This is a genomic window from Thiohalocapsa marina, assembly GCF_008632335.1.
In the GTDB taxonomy this organism is placed as follows: Bacteria; Pseudomonadota; Gammaproteobacteria; order Chromatiales; family Chromatiaceae; genus Thiohalocapsa; species Thiohalocapsa marina.
Map to the genome: position 1 here is coordinate 113,283 of NZ_VWXX01000004.1, position 16,523 is coordinate 129,805.

At 68.1% G+C, this 16,523-nt stretch carries 11 protein-coding genes; 5 read left to right on the top strand and 6 right to left on the bottom strand.

The features are described from left to right. Nucleotides 1-151: 151 nt before the first annotated feature. The 6 genes from F2Q65_RS04570 to F2Q65_RS04595 form a co-directional block, all read right to left on the bottom strand. Nucleotides 152-1,603: a GTPase/DUF3482 domain-containing protein gene (locus tag F2Q65_RS04570; RefSeq protein ID WP_150090887.1), complete on the bottom strand. Its 1,452-nt coding sequence runs from the start codon at nt 1,601-1,603 to the stop codon at nt 152-154. Beyond that, nucleotides 1,603-3,834 carry a DUF2868 domain-containing protein gene (locus tag F2Q65_RS04575; RefSeq protein ID WP_150090889.1) on the bottom strand — a complete coding sequence of 744 codons (2,232 nt, stop codon included), beginning with the start codon at nt 3,832-3,834 and terminating at the stop codon, nt 1,603-1,605. Before F2Q65_RS04575 ends, F2Q65_RS04570 begins: the two co-directional genes overlap by 1 nt. Before the next feature lie 165 nt (nt 3,835-3,999). Next, nucleotides 4,000-4,626 (bottom strand): Rieske 2Fe-2S domain-containing protein, encoded by a 627-nt coding sequence (locus F2Q65_RS04580; protein ID WP_150090891.1) that lies wholly within the window; start codon nt 4,624-4,626, stop codon nt 4,000-4,002. A 464-nt stretch (nt 4,627-5,090) separates the two neighbouring features. Further along, nucleotides 5,091-7,247 carry a nitric oxide reductase activation protein NorD gene (locus tag F2Q65_RS04585; RefSeq protein WP_150090893.1) on the bottom strand — a complete coding sequence of 719 codons (2,157 nt, stop codon included), beginning with the start codon at nt 7,245-7,247 and terminating at the stop codon, nt 5,091-5,093. A gap of 8 nt (nt 7,248-7,255) precedes the next feature. Next, nucleotides 7,256-8,074 (bottom strand): CbbQ/NirQ/NorQ/GpvN family protein, encoded by an 819-nt coding sequence (locus F2Q65_RS04590; protein WP_150090895.1) that lies wholly within the window; start codon nt 8,072-8,074, stop codon nt 7,256-7,258. A gap of 106 nt (nt 8,075-8,180) precedes the next feature. After that, the gene (locus F2Q65_RS04595) at nt 8,181-9,593 is read right to left on the bottom strand and encodes an FAD-dependent oxidoreductase (RefSeq protein ID WP_150090897.1); all 1,413 of its coding nucleotides are present in this window, start codon (nt 9,591-9,593) and stop codon (nt 8,181-8,183) included. A gap of 372 nt (nt 9,594-9,965) precedes the next feature. Here F2Q65_RS04595 and ileS point away from each other — a divergent pair, with 372 nt between their 5' ends. From ileS to F2Q65_RS04620, 5 genes are read left to right on the top strand one after another with little or no spacing between them, the layout of a single operon-like run. Further along, on the top strand, nt 9,966-12,839 hold the full coding sequence (ileS, locus tag F2Q65_RS04600) for an isoleucine--tRNA ligase (protein ID WP_150090899.1): 2,874 nt from the start codon (nt 9,966-9,968) through the stop codon (nt 12,837-12,839). 28 nt (nt 12,840-12,867) lie between these two features. Then, nucleotides 12,868-13,395 carry a signal peptidase II gene (gene lspA / locus F2Q65_RS04605; protein WP_150091092.1) on the top strand — a complete coding sequence of 176 codons (528 nt, stop codon included), beginning with the start codon at nt 12,868-12,870 and terminating at the stop codon, nt 13,393-13,395. Continuing rightward, nucleotides 13,392-14,510 carry a transporter substrate-binding domain-containing protein gene (locus tag F2Q65_RS04610; RefSeq protein ID WP_150090901.1) on the top strand — a complete coding sequence of 373 codons (1,119 nt, stop codon included), beginning with the start codon at nt 13,392-13,394 and terminating at the stop codon, nt 14,508-14,510. The genes lspA and F2Q65_RS04610 overlap by 4 nt, the downstream gene beginning before the upstream one ends. 42 nt (nt 14,511-14,552) lie before the next feature. Beyond that, nucleotides 14,553-15,458, top strand: a complete 906-nt coding sequence (gene rimK / locus F2Q65_RS04615) for a 30S ribosomal protein S6--L-glutamate ligase (RefSeq protein WP_150090903.1) — start codon at nt 14,553-14,555, stop codon at nt 15,456-15,458. Beyond that, nucleotides 15,445-16,503: a succinylglutamate desuccinylase/aspartoacylase family protein gene (locus tag F2Q65_RS04620; RefSeq protein ID WP_211353946.1), complete on the top strand. Its 1,059-nt coding sequence runs from the start codon at nt 15,445-15,447 to the stop codon at nt 16,501-16,503. The genes rimK and F2Q65_RS04620 overlap by 14 nt, the downstream gene beginning before the upstream one ends. Nucleotides 16,504-16,523 lie beyond the last annotated feature (20 nt).

Here is a 16,523-nt window from a genome sequence, read left to right on the forward strand (position 1 = left end):
ACCTTGATGTCAAGAATGCCTGACAGTATAGCAGCAACCCCTGGGCCATGCACCACCACCAAGCACCCGTCCGCACGGGACGGCCGGCAGAGGGTTGTGCTCCGTCAACTGCGGTGTGCGGCGACGGCAGCCGGCACCGTGCCGCACCGGCTCAAAGATGCAGCCGGGCGTCCACCTCGCCGCAGGACAACTCGCGCAGCAGGCCCTTGATGATCACCCGCGCCTGCTCTTCGTGCGGCCCACGCTTGCCGGCCCGGGCGGCGGCGAAGAACTTGACCAGGGCCTTCTGGTCGACGCTGGTGAGGTCGTCGGTGTAGCCCTGCTTCTTGCTCACCGGTCGATCCGGGACCCGGTTCGGCGCATCCTCGTCAGCGGCCTTGCGCCCGTGGGACCAGTTCATGGCCTGGGCACAGTAGAGCAGCACCCGATCCAGCAGCACGAACGGGAAGCGCGGATTGGTCACCGGCCCCATGCTGAAGCGTTCCACCCCCAGGGTGCGCTGGATGTCCACCTTGGCCAGCGCCGCGCCGCCCAGGATGCCGAGCACCCCGCCGGCGGCGGCACCGATAAGGGCGCCGGCACCGAACGACAGCCCGCCGACGCCCAGGTCGATGGCACCGCCTGCGGCCGCACCGGCGGCGGCGCCGGCCACGGCCAGCTTGCGCTGGGTCAGGCCCAGGGCATGGCCCACCTCATCGGAGAACAGGTCCTTGCTCAGCAGCGAATCCGGCGGCAGGTCCCAGACGTGGTGACGAAAGTTGGCGCGAATCTGCTGGCGGGCATCCAGTTCCAGCTTGCGCAGGCCGTCCTGGAAGGCGCGCACCAGTCGCAGGCGGATCGCCTCGCGCTCGTCCTCCGAGCCCAGGTCGTCGACCTTCACCACCCGGGTGACCTTGAAGGTCAGGGCATCGCGCATCAGCTCGATGATGACGCCGGCTGACTCGTCGATGCGTCGCTCCCAGTCGTGCTCGAAGGTGCGGATGGTCTCGTTCAGCATGGGCTCCCAGCGCTGATCGATGGTCTTCAGCGCACTGAGCAGCGCCACCCGCTCGGCGTAGGTGGCCCGGTGGGCGTTGAATTCGCGCACGGCGTTGAACGACTTGTTCAGCGCGTCCTGCCAGGCGGGCATGTGCCGGTCCACCGTGGTCAGGTTGTTCAGGATCGCCATCCGCGGCCGGCCGGTCAGGCGCAACAGTTCCATCTCGGTGCGGTCCTTCTCCTTGATGCGCTTGGAGCCGTCCACCACCAGGATGATGCCGGCGCCGTTAGCCACCGGCCGCAGCAGCGCGCAGTCGTGGCTGAACAGCGGGTCATCGCCGTGTTCCGCCAAAAAGGCGCCGGCCAGATCGCGCTCTTCCGCATGGGCCTGAAACCATTCCAGGATGTCGCTTGGATTCTGGAAACCCGGCGTATCGATGAACACCATGATGGTGCGCCCGTCGATCACCACCGGATACTCGTCGGAACGGGTCGTGGTGCCGGCGCGCTTGTCGATCTCGATGCGGTCGTTCTCGGTCAGCGTCGCCACCACCGAGGACTTGCCCGCGTTCGGATGCCCCATGATGGCCAGAACAGGGATCGTCTCCGTCGCTTGGACCGCCATCACACTGCCTCCTCATTGGGCCCGGTCAGCATCTCCAGACGCAGATACGGATCGCCCAGTTGCTCGATCTTGCGCTGCCAGTCACCAAAGTCGAAGGCCGACAGCGGCGGCAGCGGGTCATCGCCCTCCGGGTCGCCCACCAGGGTCAGCAGCATCTGCGCCTGTTCGCCGGCCGCGGCCCGCACGGCACGCAGAAACCGCAGGCTCTCGGTAATCGGGGGTTGCGACCCGTCCTGCAGCAGCGCCACCCGCGCCGGCGGCGCCTGCCAGCCGGCGTCATGGATCAGCCCCAGCGCCTGCTCGGCCATCCGGCGGCCGCCGCCGAAGGTGGCCGATGCCGCCACGCGCCAGCCGCTCTGCTCCAGCAACAGCCGTTGCAGCCGGCCGTGGTCTTCCGCCTCCAGCACATCGGCCACGTCCACATGGATCAGCAGGATGCAGGCATCCGCCGCGATCTCCGGCAGCGCCGGCTTCCGGCCCGGAGACGTGGCGCCCGGCGCCAGACTCGGGCGAGCAGGCGGCGCCGGCCTTGGCTGCGGTGCTGGCTTCGGCTCCGGCCTTTGTTCGGCCTTGCGCTCGGGCTTTGGCTCGGGCTTGGATTCTGGCTTCGGCTCCGGCTCCGGCTTCGGTTCTGACTCAGGCTTCGGCTCGCCCTTTTGCGCAGGCTTGGGTTGCGGCTTTGGCTTTGGTGCCGGCTCGCGCCTTTGCGCTGGCGTTGGCTTTCGCTGGGGCGCCGGTGTCGTTTCGGGCTGCAGCGCCAGTTCCGGCCTTGGCGCTGGTTTCCGCTCGGGCTCCAGCTTTAGTTCCGGCTCGGCTGCCTGCTCGCGTTCCGGCTCCGGCTCCGGCTTGGGCTTGGGCTCGGGCTCGGGCTCGGGCTCGGGTTCAGGTGCTGGCTTTGGCTCGGTTTCCGCTTTCGGTGCCGGCTCTGCCTCTGGTCCTGGCTTCGGCTCTGGCACTGGCTTCGGCTCAGCCGTCGTCTCCGGTGGTGCCGGGGGTTGCTCTCGCGGGGCGGCGCGTTCCGTCGTCAACGGCTGCAACGGCGCCGGGATCGGCATCTCCGGGCCCGCACCGCTGTCGCCCCGGGTCTCCAGGCTCGGTGTCAGCATGCGTGCGTACAGGGCCTGGGTACGCTGATGGGTGAACGGCAGCTCCGCCAGGGTCCGCCGCTGCTTTCGCAGCGACAGCCCCAGCAACGCCAGGCGCGGCAGCAGGCCGTAGGTGAACACCGCAAGCACCAGGAACCAGCGCCAGGAGCGCAGGTTGTCGGCATCGAACAGGAACAGCGGGTCCTTCAGCGCGATGCGCGTGCCGGCCACCTGCTCCAGGGTCGGCACGCCGACCCCTTCGCCGAACAGCCAGCTCCACGGCAGGGCGATGACATGGGCAACGGCATGGATGGTCTCGGGCCCGACGTTCAGCGCCGAGCCCCAGCCGAAGGCAAGGTCCGTGAACCACTCCAGCGCGACCGTGATCAGGATGGCGCCGACATTGAAACCGATGCCGAACACCTGCACCGGAATCAGCATCGGCAGATAGGCCGCCGGCCCGTACAGGGCATAATGGCCCTGCAGCAGCCCCTGCCGGGCCTCGGCCCGCTCACGCACGTCCGGCGGCACATGCGCGAGGCGCTGTCGCTGCACCCAGCGCGCGGTGCGGCCGAACAGCGGCTTGATCAGATGCCCCAGCAGCGAGAAGTCCTCCACCGCGGCACGGATGACGCCACGGCGCCGCGCGTACCAGAGGCCCACCGTCAGCCCCACCAGCAAGAGCTGCACCAGCACCAGCACGAAGATGTACCAGGACACGTTGACCGGGTGCTGACCGTCGTAGTGCAACAGCGCGGAGGCCACGCCAACGCCGACGACAAAGCCGCCCACACCCAGCCAGGTGGTCACCAGACGCTGGCCGCGGGCATACACGGCCCCCGGCAGGAGGCCCCGCAGGGCCGGATCTTCAGCGCGCCGACGGGTGCTCAACCAGCGCCGCAGCGCCTGACTGCGATGCCGCGGGGTGTGTTCCGGAACCTTGCCGCAGGCGGCCTGGATGCGCTCGCGATACAGGCCCCGATCCCGCTCCGCGAGCCGACGCCGCTCTGCGGCCGACTCGCGTGCACGCCGCTCGTCCTCGTTGACGAAATAGTCGAAATCGATCAGGTCCGGCACCGACCACTGGTCGCTGTCCGGCTCGACGGGGATGTCGGCGTCGCCGCGCGGGCGATTGAAGGGGTCCATATCAGGCTCCGACCGGATGGATCGAGTCAAGGTATACCGGCCGGGAGCCAACGATCAAGCATCGGCACCGGCCATGTCAGGCCGTCTCCACCCGGTTGCGGCCCTTCTGCCTGCCGGCATGCCGTGCCGAATCGATGCGGGCTCGGCATCGCACAGCGGGTGCCTCTACCACCGGGCGAACAGACGGCCATCCTCGATCTTGGTCTCGAAGGCCTTGAGCGGGTGCTTGCCCTTCTCGATGCAGTCGCCGGTGCGGATGTCGAACTTCCACTGGTGCTTGGGGCAGGTCAGGGTCAGACCCTCCAGCGCCAGGTGCGGGATATTGGTGACCTGATGCGGACAGTGCGAGTCGTAGACCTTGCACGACTCGCCCTCGCGATAGACGAAGACGCTGCGCGCGCCGCAGTCCACGCGCCTGACCTCGCCGTCGGCCAGGTCGGCGACGGCCATCAGGTCACGCCACTGGGGCTGGGCCGCGATGAGCTCGGGGGAGAACTCCGGGATGCCCATCTCCAGCAGGATGTCCGTGGCCCAGACGATCTTGGCCAGACCCAACGCCGGAAAGGCCATGAGCAGGGCGTCGATGATCTCCAGCGGCGTGCAGCCGTCGCGCAGGGCGCGGGTCAGATACTGCTTGAAGCCGTTCTCGGTCTGTGCATGCACCTTGGTGATGACCGAGATGAGATCGCGCGTCTTGGGGTCGAGATGCTTGCCGCTGTCCTTCAGGAACTTGAAGTAGTGGCCGAGGGCATCACCGCGCACTTCGACGAGATAATTCAGGGCGTCGCTCATAGGGGCAGGGTCCGGATGTTGGTGGTCGGAAAAGACGGATGCAGGCGCGCGGCACCGCAAGACGCGCATAATAGTACCGGAAAGGCGCAGCCGGGCGGCGCTGAACTCTCCCGGGTGCGCCGGACTGGGGAGGACGAGGCCGGAAACGTCAGACAACGCCCGATCAGCTGGTCGGCAGCAATCGCCCTGGCAATCCGCCATCACAAATTTGCTTGCAGCTCGATAGCCGGAGGCCGACGCTGCATGCGCTTACTGCGAACCCTGCCCGGCCTTCTGCTGCTCGCCCCGGCCCTGGCTGCAGCGGCGCGCCCCTAAGCCGCCCTCGCCGACTCGACCACCGTCGGCTTTCGCCGGGTCCAGGCCCAAGCCATGGATGGCAGGCCCTTGCATGACTCCGACTCCCGAGCTCCAGCGACATTGCCGTCCGTGGCGTGGCCTCCGCCATCCCGGAGCAACCCCCAGGCTCAGCTGGCAATGCGCCGATAGATCTCCGACACCTTGGCCGGCAGCCGGCTGACATCGGCGACCACGGTATAGTTGGCGGCACCGTACATGTGCGGCAGATACTCCGCGCCGGCCTCGTCGATGGTGATGCAGAACGGGTGCACACCGTCCAGGCGCGCCTCGAACAGGGCCTGGCGGGTGTCCTCGATGCCGTAGTCGCCGCGGTATTGCGGATCGTAGTCGTCCGGCTTGCCGTCGGAGAGCGTGATCAGCAGCTTGGTGCGCGCTTCCTGCGCCTTCAGCAGTGCCGTCAGGTGGCGGATGGGCGCACCCATGCGCGTATAGTCCTTGGGCGCGATTGCGCCGATGCGGGCCTTCACCTGGTCATCGTAGGGCTCGCCGAAGCACTTGACGGGATAGACCTCGCAACGCTTGCGCGTCCAGCCCGAAAAACCATAGATGGCAAACCGGTCGCCCAGCGTGGTCAGGGCCTCGGACAACAAGATCAACGCTTCGCGCTCGGCGTCGTTGATCCAGCCCCTGGTGGAGCCTGACATGTCCACCATCAGCGCCACGGCGATGGAACGCTCCTCCTTGTGCTGGCGCAGAAACAGCCGCTGGGTCATCTCGTGGCCCGCCCGCATGTCCGCTTGGGCCTCCACCAGGGCATCGATGTCCACATCCTCGCCATGGGGCTGACGGCGCAGCGTCCGGTCCTCGCCGCGCAGCACCTCGAAGGTGCGCCGTATGGACTTGATCAGGCCCCCATACTTGCGCACCGTCTGCTGGTGAAAGACCAGGTCTGCGGCCGGCAGCGCATGCTCCCGCAGCACACACCAGTCCTTGCGATGGTGCTGGCGGCTGAAGTCCCACTCGTCGTAGAGAAAGGCCCCTTCCTCGTGGTAGGTGCCAGCCCAGACCGAATCCGCATCCCTGGCCTGCTGCAGCGCCCGCCGCCGGTAGAGGCCGGGACCCGCGGCGACCAGATAGTCCGGCGGGATCTCGCCCAGATCCTGGATGATGCTCTCCATGGTGGAGACCAGATCCTCCGGCGGGGCCACGGGCTTGCCATCGAGAAACAGCTCGAAGCGCACCCCGTTCGGGGCCTCGGGGTCGTCGTGACGACGCGCATCCAGGCGCGCGCGGCTGTCTTCGCGCAGCTCGGCACCCGCGTCCGCATCGTCATCGGCTGCAGCGTCAGCCGACACGCCGTCGTGCTCGTCCACCAGCCGCGCCAGCGCGATGCGAAAGCGGTCGCGGTCCAGTGCGGCACGGACGGCCAGACACGCCTGCACCGCCGCTGCATCCAGCTCGCCGCGGTAGCAGCAGGGGTCGGCGGGCAGATCGCGCAGGGCGACGGCCAGCCGCAGGGTGTCGGCGACGTCGGCCCCGGGGCGGGTCAGCGCATCCGCCCGCCGGTGCAGGGCCGCATCCACTTGGTCCAGCCGCTGTCGCAGTGCGGCCATGTCACGGTGCAGGCCCGGCAGGTCGCGGGCCAGACAGGCATCCAGCCGGATCGTCTCAAGGGCGTGGAAGCGCTCCAGGCCGGCGGCATCCAGGGTGCCGTCCTGCACCGCCCGCAGCAGGGCGTCGCCACGCCAGGTGCCATACCAGTTCTGCGCCCACTGATGCACCGCCATGGCCTTCAGCAGGCGCAGATTGGACGCCTTGTCCGGCAGACGGCCCACCACCGGCGGCAGGAAGATGTGCTCGGTGTCGGTGAAGCAGCGCGCATGCCGGGCAATCTGCAACGGCCGCCCGTTCAGGCCGCAGATGAAACGCTCCAGCACCGGGGCCTGCTCCTCCAGCACCGCCCCAGCAAGCTTCTCCTGCCGGTTGGCGGCGAAACCGGCCACGTCCTGCAGCGCGCGGATGGCCGGCATCTGGCCCTTCTTGTCGTACAGGTCCATGGCATGGAGCAGCCAGGACTGCACCGCCTCCAGGTCCATGCAGCGCACCGCCTCGGCGGCGAAGGCGGTGAACTGGTAGGCCAGTTCGGCATTGTCGCGGGCCACCACGGCCCCCCAGTGCAGCACGAACTCCTGCTCCGCCCGGGCGCAGGCGGCCAGGTCATGGGCGGGGCCGGCGGCGGTGCGTCGCGACGACAGCGCCGGATCGAGGTAGACGTCCATGCGCTCCTCGAGCACGCTGGCCGACAGTGGCGCGGCATCGCGCACGGGGGGCTTCAGAACAGCGAGGCCGACAGCTCGTTCACCGCCGACAGCATGTCGGCATCATCTGTCAGCGCTTGGGCGATGGCACTGCGACAGGCCACTACCGGCGCCACACCGGAGGCGATCAGTTTGCCCGCATGCACCAGCAGCCGCGTGGACGCACCTTCGTCGAGGCCCTGGCCTTTCAGATTTCGCGTCATGTGCGCGAACTTCACCAGTTGCCGCGCCTGCTGCTCGTCGATGCCAGACTCCCTCTGCACGATCGTCTGCTCCAGCGCGGCATTGGGATAGTCGAACTCCAGCGCTACGAAGCGCTGACGGGTGGACTGCTTCAGGTCCTTCAGCACGCTCTGGTAGCCCGGGTTGTAGGAGATGGCGAGGCAGAACGCATCCGGCGCCTCCAGCAGCTCGCCGAGCTTCTCCATCGGCAGCACGCGACGGTCGTCCGCCAGTGGATGGATCACCACAGTGGTGTCCTTGCGCGCCTCGACGATCTCGTCCAGGTAGCAGATGCCGCCGGCGCGCACCGCCCGCGCCAGCGGACCATCCACCCAGATGGTCTCGCCCCCCTTCACCAGGAAGCGCCCCACCAGGTCCGACGAGGTGAGGTCGTCGTGGCAGGACACGGTGATCAGCGGCCGCTTCAGGCGCCAGGCCATGTGCTCCATGAACCGCGTCTTGCCGCAGCCGGTGGGCCCCTTGAGCAGGATCGGCAGGGCATTGCCGTAGGCGGCCTCGAACACCGCGATCTCGTCCGCGACCGGCTCGTAGTAGGGCTCATCCTCGATAAAGTGTTCCTCGGGCTTCAGGACCCTCAGCTCGTGCTGCACCGGCGGCCTCCTCGATGGTGGGATGATGCGGATTGCGTCTTGTGATTGACGCTTCGCAAAGCTCGAGTGTGGCGGCCCTGACGCCGGCTGACAAGACCGGCGCCGGTCAGCTTGCCTCTGCCAGCGCTGCGGGTGCCACGCCGCGGGTGTCCTCGTGGCCACTGAGCAGGTCGCGCTCGAAGGCGTCCCAGTCCACGCGGGCGCCCAGGTGCTCCGCGACCAGGCGCATGTCCTGCTCGGCATTGCCCAGACAGCTGGTGCCCCCCGGCGACGGCGTCATGTTGAAGACGATGCCGTGGCCGTCGATGATCTTCACCTCGCCCAGCTTCAGTTCCCTGGTGCGCCGGTCGATGAGCTGCGGGCGCACACCGCCGAAGCCGTGGGCGTATTCGATATCGTTGGCGTTGATGTCCGGTACGATCTTGCGGATCTCCTTCACGAACAGGCGGCGGTTCAGCCCCGGCACCTCGTACAAGGCATTGCGCAGGATGTAGTTGCGGATGTCGCTCACCTTGAGCAGGTTCCACAAGGTGGCGGCGACATTGCGGTCCATGCGCAACACGCGGAAGAAGTCGCGGATGGTGGCGCGGTTGTAGCGTTCCAGCATCGGCAGCATCAGCGCCGTGGGGCCGAAGCGAGTCTTGCCCCGCTCCTTGATGTCGTGGTCGCCATGCACCGCAGCAAAGGGCAGGTTCGGATTCTGCACCGTGTAGACCTTGCCGTTGAGGGCCTCCGGCGCGAAGTAGAACGACCCCGCCACCGGCAGGCAGGAGTATTCCAGGCCGAAGCCCATCTGCTGCGCCATCAGCAGCGAATGGCCGCCGGCGCAGACCACCACGGAGCGCGCCTGCATGGGCCCGCGACTGGTGTCCAGCAGATACAGGGCGCCATCCTTGCGGATCTGCGTCACCTCGACACCGAACAGCTGGTTGATGTGCTTGTCGCCGAATCGCTGCTTGTCTCGATCCATGCGCACGCACTGATCGGAGAAGGATTCCGACAGGGCCTGGAAGTCCACCGCGCAATAGTCGTTCGGCGTGCCGGTGGCGACGATCTCGTCCTTGCGCCAGCTGCCGTCCACCAGCGCCACATTCGGCTCCAGGTCGGCGATCTCCTTGCGCGTGAGCAACTGCATGCGCGGATAGGCGTCCTTGAACACCTGGTAACGCTGGCGAAGATAGTCGCACTCCCGCTGGCCGACGCCCAGCACCATCTTCGGCATCCGCTGGATGATGCGGTCACGCTCCCGCGCCGGCAGCTTGGTGGCGTAGTTGACCACCATCGACGCCGTACGCTTCACCGCCAGCGCCTTGTCCAGGCTGTAGTTGGTCTCGATGTCGCCGCAGTGGATGGTCTGGCTGTTGTTGTGGGCATGGGAGTTGACCTGCGCCGGGCGGTCGTATTTCTCCACCAGCAGCAGGCGCTTCAGATCGGTGTAGCGGCCCAGCTCGTACAACAGAGCGGTGCCGCTGACACCGCCGCCAACGATGATGCAGTCGTAATGGGTAGAAGCAGTCATTCCGATTCAACTCCCGGCCGGCTGTGGCGGCCATCGCCGGGGGCGGGATCTGACCGTCCCCGGGTGGATGAAGGCGGCGGCACTGCATGTTTTTGTGCGCCGCAGCAAATGCAATGACATTAATGCCAGCGGCGAGCCTTGGGTTAGAAAATAATTTCAGTTTTATGTATTGTTTTTTTCGATAATGCTGACGCATCAAGACCCAAGCCCCGGCGCGCAGCTTTTGGTACTCTGATGAGAACCGCGGACCCGCGTGAACGGCCTGCCCGTGACGACGGCGCCGACGACCCGACCTTCGCTGACTTTCGCTGACGGGCTCCCTCGCCTCAGACCGGCACCGCACCGACGATGCACGCCCAGGAAACCAACCAAGTGACTGACTACAAGCACACCCTCAATCTCCCGAAGACCGGCTTCCCGATGAAGGCGAACCTGGCCCAGCGCGAGCCGGAGATGCTCAAGCGCTGGCAGGACGCGGACGTCTACGGTCAGATCCGCGCCGCCCGCACCGGCGCCGAGGCCGGCAGTTTCCTGCTCCACGACGGCCCGCCCTATGCCAACGGCGACATCCACATCGGCCACGCCGTGAACAAGGTGCTGAAGGACATCATCGTCAAGTCGCGCACCCTCGACGGGCTCGACGCCCCCTATGTGCCGGGCTGGGACTGCCACGGACTGCCCATCGAGCTGCAGGTGGAGAAGAAGAAGGGCAAACCGGGCCAGAAGATCTCTGCCGCTCAGTTCCGCGCCGCCTGCCGCGACTACGCGGCGCGGCAGGTGGACGGTCAGCGGCGCGACTTCCAGCGCCTGGGCGTGCTCGGCGACTGGGACCGGCCGTACCTGACCATGGATTTCCGCACCGAGGCCGACATCGTCCGCGCCCTCGGCCGCATCGTCGAGCGGGGCCATCTGCACAAGGGCTCCAAGCCCGTGCACTGGTGCATCGACTGCGGCTCGGCCCTGGCCGAGGCCGAGGTGGAATACGCCGACAAGGAGTCCGTTGCCATCGACGTGCGCTTCGAGGTGCTGGACGAAGAGGCCCTGTTCGCACGCTGTCACTCCGTGCCCAATGGTCACGGCGACGGGCCCATGTCCGTCGTCATCTGGACCACCACGCCCTGGACCCTGCCGGCCAACCAGGCCGTGGCGCTGAATCCGGAACTCGAATACGCGCTGGTCCAGACGGGACTTCAAACCGGCTTGCAGGCCGACGGCGACGGCCCCGAAGGTCAGGGCCGCGAGCGCCTGCTGGTGGCGGAAGGGCTGCTGAAGGACACCATGGACCGCTGGGGCATCGAGCACTATCGGGTTATCGCCTACGGCCGCGGCGATGCCTTCGAGGGCCTCAAGCTGCGCCACCCATTTTACGACCGAGAGGTGCCGGTGATCCTCGGCGAGCACGTCACCCTCGAGGCTGGCACCGGCGCCGTGCATACCGCTCCGGGCCATGGCCTTGAGGACTATGTGGTGGGCAGCCGTTACCAGCTGCCGGTGGACAACCCGGTGGGCGGCGACGGCCGTTTCGTCGCCGGCACCCCGCTGTTTGCCGGCGAGAACGTGTTCGACGCCAACAACCAGGTGGTGGAGCTCCTGAAGGCCCGCGGCGCCCTGCTGCTGGCCACACGCTTCCGTCACAGCTATCCGCACTGCTGGCGGCACAAGACGCCGATCATCTTCCGCGCCACGCCGCAGTGGTTCATCAGCATGGAGCAGAGCGGTCTGCGCACGGCGGCCCTGCGCGCCATCGGCGAGGTGCGCTGGATGCCGGACTGGGGCGAGTCGCGCATCGACGGCATGGTGCGCAACCGGCCGGACTGGTGCATCTCGCGCCAGCGCACCTGGGGCGTGCCCATTCCGCTGCTGGTGGACAAGGACACCGGCGCGCTGCATCCGCGCACACCCGAGCTGGTGGAGGCGGTGGCCCGGCGCATCGAGCACAAGGGCATCGAGGCCTGGTTTGAACTGACGCCGGAGGAATTGCTGGGCGACGCCGAGGGGGCGCGCTACCAGAAGGTGGGCGACACCCTGGATGTGTGGTTCGACTCCGGCGTGACCCACTTCAGCGTGCTGCAGCAGCGCGACGGCCTGCACGCCCCGGCGGATCTGTACCTCGAGGGCTCGGACCAGCATCGCGGCTGGTTCCAGTCGTCGCTGCTGACCTCCGTGGCCATGACCGGCCACGCGCCCTACCGGCAGGTGCTGACCCACGGCTTCACCGTCGACCAGCAGGGCCGCAAGATGTCCAAGTCCCTGGGCAACGTGATCAGCCCGCAAGCGGTGATGAAGACCCTGGGGGCCGACATCATCCGGCTGTGGGTGGCGGCAACGGATTACCGCGCCGAGATGGCTGTGTCCGACGAGATCCTGAAGCGCACCGCCGACGCCTACCGTCGCATCCGCAACACCGCCCGCTTCCTGCTGGCCAATCTGGCCGGGTTCGATCCGGCGCAGCACCTCGTGGCGCCGGCGGACATGCTCGCGCTGGACCGCTGGGCGGTGGACCGCGCCCTGGGCGTGCAGCAGGAGATCGCCGCCGCCTACCGCGACTACCAGTTCCACCTGATCTACCACCGCCTGCACAACTTCTGCGTGGTGGACATGGGCGGCTTCTACCTGGACGTGATCAAGGACCGTCAATACACGACCCAGACGGACAGCCGGGCACGCCGCTCCTGCCAGACCGCGATGTACCACATCGTCGAGGCCATGAGCCGCTGGCTGGCCCCCATACTCAGCTTCACCGCCGACGAGATCTGGCAACACATCCCCGGCGAGCGCCCGCAGACGGTGTTCACCGCCACCTGGTATCCGGGGCTGTTCGCGCTGGAGGACGGCGACGGCCTGGACCGGACGCTCTGGGCGCAGGTGCTGGCGGTGCGCACCGCCGTCGGCAAGCAACTGGAGACGGCCCGCACCCAGGGCCTGATCGGCGCCGCGCTGGACGCCGAGGTGGACCTCTACTGCGCGCCGCCGCTCAAGGCCGCCCTCGACCGCCTGGGCGAGGAGCTTCGCTTCGTGCTCATCACCTCCGCCGCCCGGGTGCATGCGACGACGGAAGCGCCCGCCGATGCCCGCGACACCGAACTGGAAGGCCTGGCGGCGCGGGTCACCGCCAGCCCCCATGGCAAGTGCGTGCGCTGCTGGCATCACCGCGCCGACGTCGGCACGCATTCCGAGCACCCCGAGCTATGCGGCCGCTGCGTCGAGAACGTCGCCGGTGCCGGCGAGGAACGCCGCTTTGCGTAGTCTCGCGGCGGCCTGGTCCAGCGCAGCCATGCGGCACTGGCTATGGCTGTCGCTGGCCGTGCTGCTGCTGGACCAGGCCAGCAAGTGGCTGGCGATGAACGCCCTGTCGCCCTATCAGCCGCTGGAACTCGCGCCCCATCTGCATCTGACCCTGATGTTCAATCCGGGGGCCGCGTTCAGTCTGCTGGCCGATGCCGGCGGCTGGCAGCGCTGGCTGTTCGCCGGCTTTGCGCTGCTGGTCACGGTGTTGCTGGCGCTGTGGATCCTGCGGCTGGGGCGTGACGAGCGCCTGCTGGCCATCGGCCTGTCACTGATCATCGGCGGCGCCATCGGCAACCTGGTGGACCGGCTCGCCATCGGTCACGTGATCGACTTCGTGCAGGTCTACCTGCCCTTCATCCCGCTGGCCATGTTCAACCCCTGGCCCGCCTTCAACCTGGCGGACAGCGCCATCACCATCGGCGTCGCGCTGCTGCTGATCGAGACCTTTCGCGCGGAGCGGAACCCGGAGCGGAATCCTGGGCAGAACCCTGGGCAGAACAAGGAGAACGCATGATGCGACGACGGCTGACCGCCTGGCTGCTGGGGGTCGGGCTCGGGCTGGGGCTCGTGCTGGGCTCTGCACCGGGGCTGGCACAGGCCACGGAGGACGCGCAGGACGCGGCCGACGACACCTGGCTGGTGGCCACCCGACACGCCCCGCCCTTCGCCATCGTCGACGGCCACGGCAACTGGAGCGGCATCAGCATCGACCTGTGGCGCGAGATCGCCGAACAGCTCGGCCTGGACTATCGCTTCGTCGACATGGGCCTGACGCAGATGCTGGACGCCATCGCCGAGGACCAGGCCGATGTCGCCGCCGCCGCCCTGACCATCACCAGCGAACGCGAGCAGCGGGTCGACTTCACGCACCCGTTCCACACCTCCGGGCTCGGCATCGCCGTCCACCGGCACCCCGGCGGCGAGGTGATCACGGTGCTCAAGGGCCTGGTCTCCGCGCCCTTCCTCGGCGTGCTGGCCGGCCTGAGCGCCCTGCTCGCCGCCGTCGGCGTGCTGATCTGGCTGGCGGAGCGTCGCAGCAACGACCAGTTCCAGTCCGACCCGGTACGCGGCATCGGCTCCGGGCTGTGGTGGTCGGCGGTGACCATGACCACGGTGGGCTACGGCGACAAGGCGCCGACGACACTGCTCGGTCGGCTCATCGGCATCATCTGGATGTTTGCCGGCATCATCGTCATCTCCAGCTTCACCGCGGCCATCGCCACCTCGCTAACCGTTGGCGCGCTGCATCACCGCATCAAGGGGCTGGACGACCTATATGCGTCCCGCGTGGCGACGGTGGGGGCGGACAGCACCAGCGCGCGCTTTCTGCAGGAGCACTCTGTCCGCCACAGGGTGGTCGACACCTTGCCCGATGCCCTGCAACAACTGGCCGAGCGGCAGCTGGATGCGGTGGTCTACGACATCCCCATGCTGCGCTACCAGATCGCCGCACAGTTCCCGGACCAGCTGCAGGTGCTGCCGCAGGTGTTGCAGCGGCAGGATTACGGCTTCGCGCTGCCCCAGGGGAGCCTGGCCCGGGAGGCCGTCAACGAGGTGCTGCTGCGCACCATCCGCACCGAGGCGGACTGGTCACCGGTGCTCGAACAATACCTGGGCCGGATGCACTGAGGCACCACGCCCTCGCCAGCCCCCTGACCGGATGCGAGCCGCATGAAGATCGCCATACTGTCCCGCAACACCGGACTCTACTCCACCCGGCGACTGGTGGAAGCCGCCCGCGCTCGCGGCCATGAGGCCCGCGTCATCGACGTCTTGCGCTGCTACATGAACGTCACCTCGCACGCCCCGTCCATTCACTACCGGGGCGAGGACCTGACCGGCTTCGATGCCGTGATTCCGCGCATTGGCGCCTCGGTGACCTTCTACGGCACCGCCGTGCTGCGCCAGTTCGAGATGATGGGCGTCTATCCGCTGAACGAGTCCGTGGCCATCACCCGCTCGCGCGACAAGCTGCGCTCGCTGCAACTGCTGTCGCGCAAGGGCATCGGCCTGCCCATCACCGGCTTCGCCCACGCACCGGATGACATCGAGGACCTGATCAAGATGGTCGGCGGCGCCCCGCTGGTGATCAAGCTGCTGGAGGGCACCCAGGGCATCGGCGTGGTGCTGGCGGAGACGCATCAGGCCGCCGAGAGCGTCATCGAGGCCTTCATGGGGCTCAAGGTCAACATCCTGGTGCAGGAGTACATCGCCGAGGCACGGGGCGCGGACATCCGCTGCTTCGTCATCGGCGACCGGGTGGTGGCGGCCATGCGGCGCCAGGCCAAGGAAGGGGAATTCCGCTCCAACCTGCACCGCGGCGGCAGCGCCAACCTGATCCGCATCACGCCCGAGGAGCGCTCCACGGCGGTGCGCGCGGCCCGCATCGTCGGGCTCAACGTCGCCGGCGTTGACATCCTGCGCTCCAACCACGGGCCGGTAGTGATGGAGGTGAACTCCTCGCCCGGGCTGGAAGGCATCGAAGCGGCCACCGGCAAGGACATCGCCGGGCTGATGATCGCCTTCATCGAGAAAGACGCCGGCACCGGCAAGACACGCACCCGTGGCAAGGGCTGAACCGCGGGCGGCGCCGCTGCGCATCGGCGACCGGGAGATCCTGGCTGGCCAGCGGCTGCGGGTGGACCTGCCGTTGCCGAGCCTGTTCACCCAGACCGCGGTCTTTCTGCCGGTGCACGTGCTGCACGGTCGCCGCCCGGGGCCGCGCCTGTGCGTGACCGCGGCGATCCACGGCGACGAGATCAACGGCGTATCCGTCATTCGACGCCTGCTGGCCAGCCCGGCGCTCAGGGGCCTGCGCGGCACCCTGCTGGCGGTGCCCGTGGTCAATGTCTATGGCTTCGTGCGCCACTCTCGCTACCTGCCGGACCGGCGCGACCTGAACCGCAGTTTTCCGGGCTCCGAAAGCGGTTCCCTGGCCGGTCGCCTGGCGGCGGCGCTGATGGCCGAAGTGGTCGCCGACAGCGATCTGGGCATCGACCTGCATACCGGCGCCGCCCATCGCGAGAACCTGCCCCAGATTCGCGCGCAACTCGACGAGCCCGGCATGCTGGCGCTGGCCCGCGCCTTCGGCGCGCCGGTGATGCTCAATGCCGACCTGCGCGACGGCTCACTGCGCGGCGAGGCCGCCGCCCAGGGGGTGCCGGTGCTGGTCTACGAGGCCGGCGAGGCGTTGCGATTCGACGAACTGAGCATCCGTGCCGGCGTGCGCGGCATCCTCAACGTGATGCGCCTGCTGGGCATGATCCGCGAGGGCTCCCGGCGCCACCGCCAGGTCCTGCACCAGCCGGTGGTGGCGCGCTCGAGCACCTGGGCCCGGGCGCACCAGAGCGGCATGCTGCGCTTTCTGAAACCCCTGGGCGCCCGTGTGCAGAAGGGCGAGAGCCTCGCCGTGGTGGCCGATCCCTTCAGCCAGCAGGAGGATCCGGTGCCGTCACCGGCCAGCGGCATCGTCATCGGCCGGGTCAACCTGCCGCTGGTCACCGAGGGCGAGGCGCTGTTTCACATCGCCCGCTTCGGCAAGACCGACATCGCCGCCGAGACGGTCGAACGCTTCCAGAGCCTGATGGAACCCGAGGACGACGTCTCCGAGCCGCTGGATTGAGGCCGGCCCGGTCATGAGCC

Bases quoted from the DNA above. Each gene is read 5' to 3' on its own strand.
- F2Q65_RS04570 (WP_150090887.1), bottom strand. From the start codon at position 1,603: ATGGCGGTCCAAGCGACGGAGACGATCCCTGTTCTGGCCATCATGGGG.
- F2Q65_RS04575 (WP_150090889.1), bottom strand. From the start codon at position 3,834: ATGGACCCCTTCAATCGCCCGCGCGGCGACGCCGACATCCCCGTCGAG.
- F2Q65_RS04580 (WP_150090891.1), bottom strand. From the start codon at position 4,626: ATGAGCGACGCCCTGAATTATCTCGTCGAAGTGCGCGGTGATGCCCTC.
- F2Q65_RS04595 (WP_150090897.1), bottom strand. From the start codon at position 9,593: ATGACTGCTTCTACCCATTACGACTGCATCATCGTTGGCGGCGGTGTC.
- lspA (WP_150091092.1), top strand. From the start codon at position 12,868: ATGCGGCACTGGCTATGGCTGTCGCTGGCCGTGCTGCTGCTGGACCAG.
- F2Q65_RS04610 (WP_150090901.1), top strand. From the start codon at position 13,392: ATGATGCGACGACGGCTGACCGCCTGGCTGCTGGGGGTCGGGCTCGGG.
- rimK (WP_150090903.1), top strand. From the start codon at position 14,553: ATGAAGATCGCCATACTGTCCCGCAACACCGGACTCTACTCCACCCGG.